This is a genomic window from Microcoleus sp. BROC3 (assembly GCF_036702515.1).
Lineage (GTDB): Bacteria > Cyanobacteriota > Cyanobacteriia > Cyanobacteriales > Microcoleaceae > Microcoleus.
In genome coordinates, this window is the sequence record NZ_JAUBTQ010000020.1 from 29,004 (window position 1) to 42,650 (window position 13,647).

11 protein-coding genes are annotated in these 13,647 nt (G+C 47.5%); 8 read left to right on the forward strand and 3 right to left on the reverse strand.

What is annotated here, in order from left to right; all coding sequences use genetic code 11:
* A partial coding sequence (locus QUB30_RS14660) for a CHAT domain-containing protein (RefSeq protein ID WP_333334406.1) occupies positions 1-1,600 on the forward strand: 1,600 nt, incomplete at its 5' end.
* A 139-nt stretch (positions 1,601-1,739) separates the two neighbouring features.
* Positions 1,740-3,524, forward strand: coding sequence for a GmrSD restriction endonuclease domain-containing protein (locus QUB30_RS14665; RefSeq protein WP_333334408.1), 1,785 nt, complete (start codon positions 1,740-1,742; stop codon positions 3,522-3,524).
* Between the two features lie 221 nt (positions 3,525-3,745).
* On the opposite strand, the gene QUB30_RS14670 is transcribed toward QUB30_RS14665, so the two are convergent.
* Positions 3,746-4,654, reverse strand: a complete 909-nt coding sequence (locus QUB30_RS14670; protein WP_333334410.1) for an Rpn family recombination-promoting nuclease/putative transposase — start codon at positions 4,652-4,654, stop codon at positions 3,746-3,748.
* 662 nt (positions 4,655-5,316) lie between these two features.
* Between QUB30_RS14670 and ccsB the strand changes: the two genes are divergently transcribed.
* From ccsB to tilS, 3 genes are all read left to right on the forward strand, one after another.
* Positions 5,317-6,387 carry a c-type cytochrome biogenesis protein CcsB gene (gene ccsB, locus QUB30_RS14675; protein WP_333242184.1) on the forward strand — a complete coding sequence of 357 codons (1,071 nt, stop codon included), beginning with the start codon at positions 5,317-5,319 and terminating at the stop codon, positions 6,385-6,387.
* A gap of 179 nt (positions 6,388-6,566) precedes the next feature.
* Entirely contained in the window at positions 6,567-6,992 is a 426-nt protein-coding gene (locus tag QUB30_RS14680; protein WP_333334412.1) for a KGK domain-containing protein, read from the forward strand.
* A 140-nt stretch (positions 6,993-7,132) separates the two neighbouring features.
* Complete coding sequence (gene tilS / locus QUB30_RS14685; RefSeq protein ID WP_333334414.1) at positions 7,133-8,272, forward strand: tRNA lysidine(34) synthetase TilS; 1,140 nt, start codon at positions 7,133-7,135, stop codon at positions 8,270-8,272.
* Positions 8,273-8,279: 7 nt separating this feature from the next.
* Here the strand turns inward: tilS and hmpF are convergent, their stop codons facing one another.
* Complete coding sequence (gene hmpF / locus QUB30_RS14690) at positions 8,280-10,076, reverse strand: pilus motility taxis protein HmpF (RefSeq protein ID WP_333334416.1); 1,797 nt, start codon at positions 10,074-10,076, stop codon at positions 8,280-8,282.
* A gap of 1,031 nt (positions 10,077-11,107) precedes the next feature.
* Here hmpF and QUB30_RS14695 point away from each other — a divergent pair.
* Positions 11,108-12,346 carry a response regulator gene (locus QUB30_RS14695; protein ID WP_333334418.1) on the forward strand — a complete coding sequence of 413 codons (1,239 nt, stop codon included), beginning with the start codon at positions 11,108-11,110 and terminating at the stop codon, positions 12,344-12,346.
* On the opposite strand, the gene QUB30_RS14700 is transcribed toward QUB30_RS14695, so the two are convergent.
* Positions 12,332-12,505: a hypothetical protein gene (locus QUB30_RS14700; protein WP_333334420.1), complete on the reverse strand. Its 174-nt coding sequence runs from the start codon at positions 12,503-12,505 to the stop codon at positions 12,332-12,334. The two genes, QUB30_RS14695 and QUB30_RS14700, sit on opposite strands and share 15 nt — an antisense overlap.
* A 327-nt stretch (positions 12,506-12,832) precedes the next feature.
* On the opposite strand from QUB30_RS14700, the gene QUB30_RS14705 reads away from it, so the two are divergent.
* Both QUB30_RS14705 and QUB30_RS14710 read left to right on the forward strand, forming a co-directional pair.
* Complete coding sequence (locus tag QUB30_RS14705; RefSeq protein WP_333334422.1) at positions 12,833-13,039, forward strand: hypothetical protein; 207 nt, start codon at positions 12,833-12,835, stop codon at positions 13,037-13,039.
* Complete coding sequence (locus tag QUB30_RS14710; RefSeq protein WP_333242214.1) at positions 13,039-13,572, forward strand: chemotaxis protein CheW; 534 nt, start codon at positions 13,039-13,041, stop codon at positions 13,570-13,572. The genes QUB30_RS14705 and QUB30_RS14710 overlap by 1 nt, the downstream gene beginning before the upstream one ends.
* The last annotated feature ends 75 nt before the right edge of the window (positions 13,573-13,647 follow it).

Consider the following 13,647-nt stretch of genomic DNA (forward strand, 5'->3'; position numbering starts at 1 on the left):
GATCGCACCAACAATTACTCAAAATCCAGCGCCGGTCTCAAATTTGCCGATCGCACCAACAATTACTCAAAATCCAGCGCCGGTCTCAAATTTGCCGATCGCACCAACAATTACTCAAAATCCAGTGGTTGCGCCTGCTGCTACGCCAATAAATCTCGCACCGATAGCGACACCGGAACTCGCAGCCAACCAGCCACCCAGCACAAATCCTTTATTCGTGCCCAGCTTGGAACAGCAAAACCAGATATCTAATTCCTTGCAACAGCGCAATTCACTTCCCGCGTCTGGGAATATTGACGCTTCCAAGTTGCCAACCAACCTCGACTCCGTTATTTTTCCCGTAGAAGAGAGATTCACCTGGGAGTTTGTCGATTACCTAAATTTGCCATCAACAAATACGATCGCCACCTTAGAAGATGCCCAAAATACCCTTCGCGGTGTCCAACAAGCCACAGGCATCAAACCAGCTCTCATCTATATCGGCTTTGTACCCAAGGGTTCTACAGTCGATCGGCCTTACAACAGTTCGCGCATCTTGCGCGTAGAACAGCAAATTCAAGCCTCTGACGAACTGGAACTGATAACGATCGCCCCAGAAGGCGTACCCGTTCGCCAGCGCATCCCTGGAACCTCTCGCGCCCAGGTAATGGAAGCTGTTCAGAGATTTCGCGATGAACTGACTAATCCGGTAAAGCGCAAAACTAAAAATTATTTGCCCTTGGCTCAGCAACTCTACCAATGGATAGTAGCGCCGCTCGAAGCAGAGCTGCAAGCCCAAGGCATTGAGAATTTATCTTTTATCTCCGATAGGGGGTTGCGATCGATACCGATGGGCGCGCTGCACGACGGCAAAGGCTTTCTGATAGAGCGTTACAGTGTTGGCTCGATGCCGAGTCTGAGTTTGACCGATACCAGCCCCGCCAATTTCAAAAATTCCCAAGTTCTGGCAATGGGGGCGTCGCATTTTTCAGATATGAGTCCTTTACCTGCGGTGGAAATAGAAGTATCGACAATCACGCCGCAGCAGTGGCCCGGCAAGTCTTTCTTGAACGAAGCTTTCACCCTGGCTAATTTGAAATCGCAGCGCCAGCAGCAGCCTTTTGGGATGATTCACTTGGCTACCCACGCCGAATTTCGATCGGGAGATCCCAGCGAATCCTTTATTCAGTTGTGGGATACTAAATTGCGTTTGGATCAGTTGCGGCAAATGAATTGGCACAGTCCGCAAGTGGAAATGTTAGTTTTGAGTGCTTGCAGGACTGCTGTGGGCGATCGAGAAGCCGAGTTGGGCTTTGGCGGGTTAGCCGTGCAAGCCGGGGTTAAATCGGCTATGGCGACTCTTTGGTATGTCAGCGACGAGGGCAGTTTGGGATTGATGTCGGAGTTTTACGCGCAGTTAAAAACTGCTCCGATTAAAGCAGAAGCACTGCGGCAAGCGCAATTAGCGATGTTGCGCCAAGAGGTGCGAATTGAAGGGGGGATGCTGCACACTTCTGGTGGCAATCTGCCGCTACCCCCAGAATTGGCAAACGTGGGGAGTCAGAATTTTTCTCATCCTTATTATTGGTCTGCTTTTAGAATGATTGGTAATCCTTGGTAATGAGGTTTGTTTTAGTCGATCGACTGTTTGACTTTGCGGGCGATCGACTGTTAGCAAATTTTGCGCTATAACTGTCGCATAATCTTCGAGCGACAGTATTATAGTATTATAAAAATCTTGACTTATCGGGAGCGGGAGTATGAGCATTGTTCCACGTGGCATGACAGTCACTGAGGCTTATCGGCTTTATCGGTCAGGTAACTTATTGGTGAACAGAAAGTATCAAAGAAAATTAATTTGGTCGATTGACGAAAAAGAAAACCTGATGGGAAGCATTTTAAAGGGATACCCAATTCCTTTAATTCTATTAGCTGAACGTCCTTTAATTCATGGAAGTGGCAAGTATGAAATCATAGATGGTATGCAGCGACTTAATGCTATTTGTGGTTTTATTGAAAATTTGTTTTCATTTAATAACAGGTATTTCGATCTTAACGAGTTCTCCTATGCTAAACAATTAGCTGATGAGCAAGTATTTGATACTGTAGAAAATTTTGATACTTTATCTAGAACAGAATGTGCAGACATTTTAGATTATCAGCTTGCAGTAACTATCTATAGCGCAATGGATGAAAGCGACATAACAGAGGTTTTTGGTAGAATAAATTCCGGTGGTAAACATTTAAGTAATCAAGAGAAACGACAAGCAGGTGTAACCACACCATTTGCAGAAGTGGTTCGTACAATTGCTATGAAGTTGCGCGGTGATGATAGTCCGAAAACGCTTCGCCTATTTGATATGCCGCAGGTTAGTATTGATTCCAAACCCAATAATCAAGGGTATGGGATTCAAGCAGAAGACACTTTGTGGTGCAAGCAAGGAATTCTTACAATATCTCAACTGCGTGACAGTAACGATGAAGATATGATCGCAGATATTTCAGCATCGATATTACTTAATGAACCCCTCCCAAGAAGCAGAGAGAGGCTAGATAATCTGTACGATGAAGAGAGTAGTTACTTCCAGTCCATAGAGAATGCTCTTGCCATTTATGGCTCAAATAGACTAGAAGAAAATATTGTAAAAACTTTCTCCGTTCTGGCAGAAAGTATTGAAACATATAGCCAGGGTAACAAGTGCTTGGTAAATATCGTAAACTCAGGCAGTAGTAATCCCATTCCCCAGGCATTTTATACAATTTTTATGGCTTTTTTTGAATTAGTAATTGAATCAGAGCTTCTACCTGCTAATCCTCAAGGGATTATGGAGGCACTCAAAAATCTTCAAAATAAGTTAGATCTAAGCCATCGCTATGCAAAGATACAAGATCGTAGAAATAATATTAATCAAACCAAGGGATTGATACAAGACTACTTCGCAAAGCAAGATTCATCAACTTCGGGATACGGTGCAGAGTTGATACAAAATTTCAAAAATTCCTTACTTCGTTCTCGTATAGAAACTGCTAAGTACGAGTGCAAGCAAGGTTTCCTCGATCTGTCACCAACAAGTAGAAAACTAAATGATGGTTTACCCCAGAGACTTGTTGAGACAATTTGCGGAATTGCCAACTCCGATCCCGACACTGATGGATATATTTTCATTGGAGTAGCTGATAAAAAGGAAGATGCAGAAAAAATTAAAATTTTAGATGCAATTAATCCTATTGAAATCAATGATAGATATGTTGTAGGAATTGATAGAGAAGCTAAGGTTTTAGGTAAAACACTAGAGGATCATGTTGGGATATTAATTAATGCAATCAAAAAATCTGCTTTGACAGACCTCTTAAAAACTGATGTTCTGAGGAAAATTGATACTATATTCTACAAGGGATTCTCTGTGATTATCATTAATATTCCATCTCAAAAAGCTGTTTCATTTGTGGGCAAAAAAGCTTTTCTTAGAGAGAATTCTTCAACGGTAGAAGCTGAAGGACCAAAACTACTTGCTGTTTTTGAATGTTTCAAAAAAAGTAGTTGACGAAGATTAGAAAAGTACGATCGCCCAAAACATCTTCCACCATCATCAATCCGCTTCTAATCCGCCGGAATCATCACCGATCGCACCCTTAATATCCTCTCAGCAACGGCGGATGCACCAAAAGAACCCTAAAACCCAGGAAGTAGAGGGGGAGTACGTTTGATGTGTTTGTGCGCGTAAATGGCGCGATCGCCCCCTCAAGTGCAATTCCTAACCTCGTATCAATCTCCCTGCGGCAAATTCTCCAGCCAAACCTCTAAATCCTCGATCGACTGAAAATCTAACAATTCCTCTGCTAGAGTTTCAATTTGCTCGATCGACAAATCAGCAATTCTAGTGGTGATAGATTCCGGTAATGTTCCAACTCGCCGATTTAACAGACGGCGATTTAACTGACGTAAAATCAAGGCTCTTCCTTCTTGTTCCCGCCCTTGCACAATGCCTTGCACAATGCCTTGTTCAATGCCTTGTTCGATGCCTTCTTCCTTCGCTTCCCGATAAAACCGAGTTTCCTCAAGCGTAATCCCTAACATCGCCTCTGCCTCCCTTCGGTTCAAATTTGTAAACTTGTAAACCAGTATTGTCGTCAGCATCTCTATTATGGCGCGACTTGCTGCCTCAGATTCCTCCCGCTGCGATCGCGCCAGCAACAATCGCGCCGCTTCGGGCGTACTCGCTTCGTCGATAGTCGTCAACGCCATCAGCGCCACCCCCAGCGGCAACTGTTCAATCTCCCCCAACTCATCCAAATATACCCGATGCACCTGATTGCAGTTCAAGAGCGATCGATACGGATGGGTTTCTGATTGTTCAGTCGATCGACTCGGATAAATTACCACCGCTTCCCAATCTGTAAATCGCTGACGGTTGCGATAAAAATATAAAAACGACTCACCAAACAATCGCTCATAAAGCAATTCATCCCGCTGAAACTGCACCTCACAGAAATATACAACTCCAGGCTCAGCATCCGGCGGCAAAAACACCCCATCAATTTCAAACTTCGGTTCCTTCACAGCAACGGAGTCAAATCGATACTGTTCCGCATTCGATGGTGACTCTTCCAATAGCTCAAACAGCAGCGTCGGAGCTTCTTGAAATAACTTGTAAAATATTGAATCTCGACGCATTAACCCAACATCTCCTCTAGCCTATGCAACTGCTCGAACCGTCAGTCGATTTTAGATTTTAGATTTTAGAATTGACTCGCCTTGATAAATCTGGGAGGTTGAGCTTTAGTCTAAAATTTGGGGAGTATCCACAACGATTGTCCGGGGCTTCCGTTTTTTTGCTGGTTGCAAAAACAGCAAGTCGGTAATCTGCTCAGTCAATTCTAAAGGATTCCAGATAGCCCCAGATCAAAAAACATCCTATATTTTCAGTCCTAGACGCACTCCCGACAAAGAAACCGGCTTTTTTACTTAATCTTCGAGTACGAACGAAGGATTTTCCTAAAAAAACCCGGTTTCTGGCCCCCCGTGCGTAAGTCCTAATTTTGTTAATGGGCGATCCAATTTCGCCCATCAGCATTCCGTGTTTCCTTACTTTCAACTCGTCCAACCTCAAGCCGTCAGCCAGAATCAACAAGCGTGACTTGACGGGGTGACACTCGTCTGGTGGGTCAATAGTAGCTTGTTTGATGGGTCCGCGCGATCGCCCACTCGCACCTCAACAACTGCCAATCACTCATAATTGCCACAAAAATTCAAAATCCCAAACCCAAAACTGCCCAACCCCAGTACGATCGATCTAGTTAGCAAAAATAAGTAAAAACATTACCGGAGTAATTTTTATGGATCTGGTCGTACTCCAGAACTGGCTGGACAACATCTCCTTTGCCATTTTGTTCTCAACAATGCTCGTTTACTGGGTTGGCGCAGCTTTCCCCGGCATTCCCTACCTGGGGGCCCTAGGAACCGCAGGAATGGCAGTTGCCAACCTATCCATCGCCGCTTTACTCGGTTCTCGATGGATAGAAGCCGGCTACTTCCCCTTAAGCAATCTCTACGAATCCCTATTTTTCCTAGTTTGGGGAATCACCGCCATCCACCTAGTCGCGGAAAACATGAGCCGTTCCCGCTTAGTAGGAGTAGCCACATCCCCCGTAGCAATGGCAATTTCCGCCTTTGCCGCCCTGACTCTGCCCGCAACCATGCAATCTGCAGAGCCCCTAGTACCCGCCCTCAAATCAAACTGGCTGATGATGCACGTTAGCGTCATGATGCTCAGTTACTCAACTTTAATGGTAGGAGCACTACTGGCGATCGCCTTTTTAATCGTCACCCGCGGCCAAAAAATCGAACTCACCGGTAGTTCCTTCGGCACCAACAGCAACCGCAACGGCAACTACCGCCTCCAACGCCCTCAAAACCCCGAATCTCAAATTGCAGAAACCAGCGCCGACAGCGCATTAGCTTTCAGCGAACCCTCTTTCAACTCAAACAATAACGGTTTGGGCACCACCGCAGTGCTCGAATTAGCAACCGTTCAAACCGCATCAACCTCCCAAACTCAAACTGCAAAACTTCTTTCGCCCCAGCGCTTGAATCTAGCAGAAACTCTTGATAACATTAGCTATCGCATCATCGGTTTAGGATTCCCCTTACTGACAGTTGGCATTATTGCCGGTGCAGTTTGGGCTAACGAAGCTTGGGGATCTTACTGGAGTTGGGACCCGAAAGAAACTTGGGCGCTAATTACTTGGTTGGTATTTGCTGCCTACCTGCACGCCCGCATTACTCGCGGCTGGCAGGGAAGACGCCCAGCAATTTTAGCCGCCACAGGTTTTGTGGTAGTTTGGATTTGCTATCTAGGCGTTAATCTGTTAGGCAAAGGTTTACATTCCTACGGTTGGTTTTTCTAATTCCCGATCGACTAATCAGCCACAGAAGAGTATCAATCACAGAACATGGATTAATATCATCTCCGGTTGTAGGGTGGGCTATGCTCACCTTACTGAACTAGCGAGACTGCCAAACTTTACTCCCTATTCTCTCTTCCTGCTTCTCTCTTTTTTCTTCCTTAATTAAAATGACAATTGATATGGACAATTCGCAAATATTTCTCACAGAAGACGATGTGTTGTCAGCTCCTGCCAGCGCTTTGATGTATCAATGTACATTCAAAGTCAGCGAATTTATGACCATTATGCAGTCAAGATTGGTAGAAGAAAATTTATTCTCAGAGGGCATGGACTGCGAGGTGTTAAGTGCCGGGAAAGCCTGGACTAAAGGCAAACTTAGGATGCGTCTGGAGTTTTGCCCTATCGAATCTGAACAAAAAGAACAAAAAGCCCTTCCAGCAGCCCTGGAAGCCTCTGAAACCGACCAAAACTACGGTGAAAATACCTCCGAACAAACGGATACAAATGACGAACCAACTGTCAGCGACTCAACACAAATAAGTAATAATTTTCCTATTTCTAGGTATCCAGATAGCAACCCTCAAAGTCTAGGAATGTGGAGCTAAGCTGCTACTTAGGGGAGAGGGGAAGGGGAATAGTTGAAAGTTTAAAGTTGAGAGTTTTGAGGTGAGGAGAATATGACTGCATCCTTCATACTAATGACTGCTGACTAATGATTTCCCGTTCTTAATCAAAAACTGCCCTTATGGCTGAATCTTCCAATTGGACGCACCTCCACGCTCAACTGCACCGGACGCTGCTTTACAGACAAATATTGCCCTCAAATCAGCGATTGTTAGTAGCAGTATCCGGGGGACAAGATTCTCTGTGTTCGCTCAAATTACTGCTCGATTTGCAGCCAAAATGGCACTGGAATCTAGCGATTGCTCATTGCGATCACCGCTGGCGTTCTGACTCGGAAGCTAACGCAAATCATGTAGAAAATATAGCTAAAAACTGGGGAATCTCATACTATTTACAAACAGCCTCGGACATCCCCAAAACAGAAGCAGCCGCCAGACAGTGGCGATATCAAGCTTTAACCGAAATTGCGATCGCCCACAACTATCCCTACATTGTTACAGGCCACACAGCCAGCGATCGCGCCGAAACTCTCCTCTACAACCTGATTCGGGGCAGCGGTGCCGACGGACTGTCTGCCCTCACCTGGACGCGGCCTCTCGCCGATTTTCGATTGCCGATTTTAGATTTTAGATTGGGGAATTCCGGCGAAAATCCCAACTCCCAAATATCTGCCGATTTTAGATTGGAAAATCAGGATGAAAATTCCCCATCGAAAATCCCAAATCTCAAATCTCAAATCTATTTAGTTCGTCCGTTGCTGGAAATAACCCGATCGCAAACAGGGAAATTTTGTCAAGAGCAAAAACTACCTATTTGGGAAGATGCCACAAATCAAGACTTCAAGTATGCTCGCAACCGCATTCGATCGGAATTATTGCCTTATTTAGAAACTCATTTCAACCCAAAAGCCCAACAAGCGCTAGCTCAAACAGCCGAACTCCTCCGCGCCGACGTAGAATATCTCGAACTTGCAGCCAGCGACTTGCTACAGCGAGCAATGTCTCCAATTGCAGACAGCCCGCAGGTGAATTTTCAACTTCCCGTCAAGTTAAATCGCCCGATTTTGCGCGAAGCACCCCTGGCTTTGCAGCGACGGGCAATGCGGCAGCTACTGCAACAAATATTGCCCTCAGCACCCAGCTTTGAAAGCGTAGAAAAACTAACCAGCTTAATCCCAGCCCCCAACCGATCGCAAACCGATCCATTTCCTGGAGGAGCGATCGCCCGAGTCGAAAACCCTTGGATCGTTATAAATATTTAATTTTAGGCTAAGGCAGATTCAACAAACCCGAAATAACTTGCCGCAACTGAGCTATATCCAGATCTTGCTGCTCTCCTGTCTGCTGCACGCGATCGAGTTCACCCCCCACCGCTTCCAGCTTTTGGCGCAGCCCCTTCAAATTATCCTGCACCGGCTGCAACATTTCTTGATAAACATTCACCCGGCCCCAGAGTTCGGCCACTGCGCCTTTCTGGTTGAACAAATTCTGTTCTAACTGCTTGAGTTCGTAGCGTTTCGCCTCATTTTCCCCATTTTTGCGGTTGACATTTGCCTCAATTTGAGATAAAGCATCCCGCACCTGTTGAATTTCGTTTTCCAATCTTTGCAATTCTTCGCCCTGCTGCTGGCGCTGAGTATTGAGCTGTGCGACGAGCGGCCCCAAATCAATATCTGCTCGATCTTGTTTTGGAGCATTGGCAGTACCCAAGCGACGCCACAGCACCGCCTGATGCTGCTTCAAAACATCTTCCCGTTCCTGCAACCGGAGGCGCTGTCCCACCAAAGTTTCGTTCAACATTTGATAACTTTCGAGTTCATCTGCCATTTCATTTTCCAAAGCCATGCGATCGTACTCGCTAGCAGCTTGAATTTTCCCTTGCAAATCCTCAATTGTCTCCCGCTGCAGAGTCAACTCCTCCTCTTGATCGTTAACAAACCGGAACACCTTTTCCAAATCCTGTTGCAGGTGTTGCACCAGCCCCTGCAACTCCTCAACCGGCATCTTTTCCAGGGCTGACACATCTACTTTTTGCTCAGTACCTGCTGCACCCGAAGCAGATGCGAGCCTGGAAAGTTGCTGGTACAGGTCCTCAACAGCCCGCACCTGAAAAGACACCGACTGAGCCTGCTCCTGCTTAGCGCTGAGGGTACTTTGCTGACCCTTAAGATCTGCCCGAGCTTGCGCCAAAGCATCTTGAGATTGATACCACTCCTGCCAGAGGTTTTGGAGGTTCTGATTTTGTCGATCGACCTCTTCTTGCTGCTGCTGAGCGTTGGCGCGTTTTTGCTCCAACTGCTGCCAGTGAACGTCCAGAATTGCCTGCTGAGCACCCACAACACCAAAAGACTGATTCAGTTGTTCCCGCACCCCTTGGGCCGAAGCAATTGCCCCTCCCAGCTTGTTCATCAACTCCTGAATCCTCCTCGCTTGCTGCTCGTCAACCACCGCGCCCTGTGGAACCTGAGACTCCTGCTGGCTCATCTGCTGCTGCTCGCCCCGCAACTGTTCCCAAGCCGTCTCAATTTCGGCGCGGCTGCGATCGACCTCTTCTCGCAGTCGGTTAGCTTCATCTCGAGTATTTTCAATTTCCGAGCGCTGAGCCTCCAGCCGCTCCAACTCCTCTTCCATTTGAGCCAATTGCTCTTCGCGGGCTTGCATTTCCATTTCCCGGCGATTGAGTTCCTGACTCGAAAACGTCAGAGAAGCCTTCCACTGTTCAATTTCCTCTTCCTTATCCTTAAACTTGTCCTGCAAGCGCGAGAAATTTTGCAGAATGCTCACCAACTGGCGCGCCGCCTCCTGAATGCGCTGCACTTGTTTGCTAGCGCTCAACTCCACCAGCACCAGCGTGCCGTCGTTAAACTTATTAGCTTCCTCAACAGGGATCACGTCATCGCCTGGTACGGCGCTCCAATTGTGTTCGCCCCGCTGACAAGCTAGCAGTTTCAGTTCAGCCTTACCGCCACCGAGACCAAAGCCGCTTCTCTGTTTTTGTACTTCCGCTAGATACAGCACACTAATAGTCCTCTCTTTGGTGTCGTTTGCCCGATCGGGGGATAGCATCCTTTCCCAACTTTAGCAGCACTCATGCACAGCACTGCCTCACGGGGGAGCGTTCAAAAAGCACTTTCGCTGCCCGCTTTCTAGACGAAGGAGAGAGCAGTGTCAATGCCGCTTAATTAAAGACTAGCAAAACTGCGGGGACTGCCATAGCCTAAAGCCGAAAAATGTCAGTCAGTTAAAAACTTTTTCTATTGATTGTACCAGGCTTTAGTTGCTGGTCGATCGCCATCTAACCCCAAGATACGCCAAGGGCGCGCCATCGGCAGGCGGACTAGGGATTTGAACCGCGCTGCCTTAGAATAGGGGAATGACGCGAGCCTGTGACTGAGCTGCGGGCGAGCAAAAAGGTCGATCGGCAGTGAACGTATTCCTGACAATTGCTAACAAATGTTCGTGTTTGAGTGCACGTAATTTTAGGGTTTAAGACACCACTCAACCTACAAGACCAACAGCGCACGGCCACTGTCCAAACACGCCGACACTGCTTGTCACCCTTGGAATTGGGGGCTGTGACCAACCCTAAAAACCTCGCTGGCAACTCATCCAACCCAACATACTAGCCTCAAGTTCCCCTTCGGGATCGATCGGCCAGCGACTGTTGGTAGCAGCGGTAAAACCAGAGAATCCTCAGTATTTTGAAGTTTCCATACGTTAAAGATGTGCTGTATAAACTGACGGCATACTCAGCCAAAAACTTCAAAACTCTTGCGCTCGAAGACTTGAACCTGTCGGGAATGCCAGCGTTGCAAACTCCCTAGCCCATGCAATTGTGCGATGTGGGTGCTACGAGTTGAGGCGACAGTTTGAATACAAGGTGAACCTCTACACTTGGAGAAGGCCGCGAGTTTTGCGGTTTCAGCTTGTGGACTGGTAGCGCTGCAGACTCAAACCAGAGTATCGCCCTTTCGTCAATTCCCAATTGTGAAGCAAATCAAGCGTGAATTATTGACGGAAACTAAAGTCATGTCGCCCCAGCACACAGTCTTTCCGAGCTCAGACGCCAACGGTTTTAAGGAGGACACTTTAGCTGCATGCAGGGAAATTTGAGTGAAATTGACATCCGCAGCATCCTGCAATTAATTGAGTTAGGTCAGCGAACCGGAGAACTGTTCGTAGAGGCCTACAGCTCCACCGGCAGCAGCACGGGTACTCCACCTACCCAGCGCTCCCTTGCAGGACAATCCTGGTATGTCTTCTGCTTCAACGGTCAGATTATTTACGCTACCCAGAGTGCGGGCAGTTTGTTTCGCTTGCGCGACTACCTGCGCCGCTACAAAGCAGACACCGCCCTCGACAAAATCCAAGTTCCCTATATGGCATCTACCAATGCCCCAGAATACGGCTACCTGTGGGCCCTGCTAGAAAACCACATCCTCACCCCAGCTCAAGGGCGCAACATCATCCAAAGCATGATCCACGAAACCCTCTTTGACTTGCTCAGTCTTCACCAGGGTTCCTTCACTTTTGAAATGGGCCCAGCTTTGGCTCCTCAACTGACCAGCTTAGAAATTAGCTCGCTGCTGGCCAAGATTGTCAAACAGGTGCAGCAGTGGAAGCAGTTTCACCCTCACATTCAGTCCCCCAACCAATGCCCGGTGATTTCAGACCCCTCCGAGCTGCGAGTAGCACTGCCTGTCAATACCTTTAATACTCTCAGACGCTGGGCCGACGGCCACACTTCTATCCGCCAAATGGCGCGCTACCTCAACCGAGACGTGCTGACTGTCGCTAAGGCGATTTACCCCTTCGTGCAGCAGGGATTGGTGCAAGTATTTTACGAGCCCTCTGTTGCCCCGGCCAACAACAAAAAAGAATGGTCGTCTCTAGAAACCAAGGTTCCCAGAGTTGTCTGTATTGACGACGACAATATTATTCGCAAAACAGTCGAGTCAATTTTAAACGAACACGGTTACGAAGCTACTGCGATCGGCAATCCCCTCCAAGCTTTGAGTTTGGTTTTTCAACTCAAACCCGATTTAATTCTGTGCGATATCGCTATGCCGGAACTCGACGGCTACGAAATTTGCGCCATGCTGCGCAATTCTACCGCTTTCCGGCAGACGCCGATCGTCATGCTGACGGGCATCGACGGATTTATCGACCGCGTTAAAGCCCGCATGGCCGGAGCTACAGACTTCTACACCAAACCTTTTGGCGAAAGCGAGTTATTGATGCTGGTAGAAAAATATGTGGGCCCGGGCTACCCTCGGGCCAATCTATCGGAAAGATTCTTAGGCCGCTCGCTAGAAGACGAATTAGAAGAAAAATAAATTCCGCATCGGTGGCAGGATAGGAACTATTTTGTACCAGCCAACACAGGACTGTCTCGACCGCCAGAGAGAAAGCTGATGGCTTGGGGCGATCGCACCATAAACTAGAATGTATAAATCCGCGCGCTGGCCATCAAGCGTCGGTAAAACTCTGTTCAATTTCTCGACCCCTGTCGCGCCTAACACGCTCAAAGTGCAAATATAATATACTTGTTCTCCACTTGCAGCCGCTCCGAAAAACCGATGCGCAGAGCCAGTAATTGCTAGGCATTTCTGTACAAAGTCGGAGATTCGATCGAGCGTCTTAACTGACTCGGTTTATGATTATCGCGACATCAGCAATGTCAAAAACCCGTCGTTAATCCGAGTAGCGGTTTAGCATTCATCGTAAAAATTGCCCAGAGTTTTACCAAATTAGCGGCGGTGGGAGTACAAAGTGAAGCTTTACGGTTCCACATTAATTGTTCGCAGTCGATTTGAGCCAATTTGTCAGCAAAGGTCGCGCAAATTATTGATTGCAGCGAATTATTGACGGAGCACATTTATTGCCAAGCACCTCCGGCAGTCGCGCCATTCACCCCTTGGCTGTGTCAAGCTTGGCTGTGTAAAGTTTTGACCGTCAATGTTTCGATCGGGATCGGCTTGGCGGGAAACGTCAACAATTTGCTAGAAATGCAGGTGTCAGAATTATGATTAGCGGCAGCCCAGACTTTATATTACCAGGACTAGGCGTAGATCAGGCTCCGGAATTCCAAGAACTAGAAACTCCCGAAGGCGAACTGCACCTGCGGTTCTACGTTCCTTCGGGCAACGAGTTCGCACTGCCGGCAACAGGGATTAGAGAGGTACTATCGCCGTCACCAGACCGCATGACACCCATCCCCAACGTTTCTTCTTTGCTTTTAGGTACGCTAAACATGAGAGGACGAGTGATATGGGTGGCAGATTTGGGCCAATTTCTGGGAGACCAAACACCTCTGAACACAGACAGACCCGAAATCCCCATCGTGGCTGTGGAAGACCAAGACACGATTTTGGGGCTGGCAGTCGATCGAATTGTGGGGATGGACTGGCTCGACGTAGAACAACTGCACTCTCAGAACAATGCACCAGACGGCATGATTCCTTTTCTGAGGGGAGAATGGATGTTAGGTGCACCAGCTCAGAAAGTGCTCCGACTGCTAGATCAAGTAAAAATTCTGCGCTCTGCGCGGTGGGCAGCGTGAAATCGATTTTAGATTTGCGATTTGCGATTTGCGATTGGGGTCTAACCATCAACAGTCACACGACTTGAGGCGCGC

Coding starts and splice junctions, on each gene's coding strand:
- QUB30_RS14665 (WP_333334408.1), top strand. CDS start 1,740: ATGAGCATTGTTCCACGTGGCATGACAGTCACTGAGGCTTATCGGCTT.
- QUB30_RS14670 (WP_333334410.1), bottom strand. CDS start 4,654: ATGCGTCGAGATTCAATATTTTACAAGTTATTTCAAGAAGCTCCGACG.
- ccsB (WP_333242184.1), top strand. CDS start 5,317: ATGGATCTGGTCGTACTCCAGAACTGGCTGGACAACATCTCCTTTGCC.
- QUB30_RS14680 (WP_333334412.1), top strand. CDS start 6,567: ATGGACAATTCGCAAATATTTCTCACAGAAGACGATGTGTTGTCAGCT.
- tilS (WP_333334414.1), top strand. CDS start 7,133: ATGGCTGAATCTTCCAATTGGACGCACCTCCACGCTCAACTGCACCGG.
- hmpF (WP_333334416.1), bottom strand. CDS start 10,076: ATGCTATCCCCCGATCGGGCAAACGACACCAAAGAGAGGACTATTAGT.
- QUB30_RS14695 (WP_333334418.1), top strand. CDS start 11,108: ATGCAGGGAAATTTGAGTGAAATTGACATCCGCAGCATCCTGCAATTA.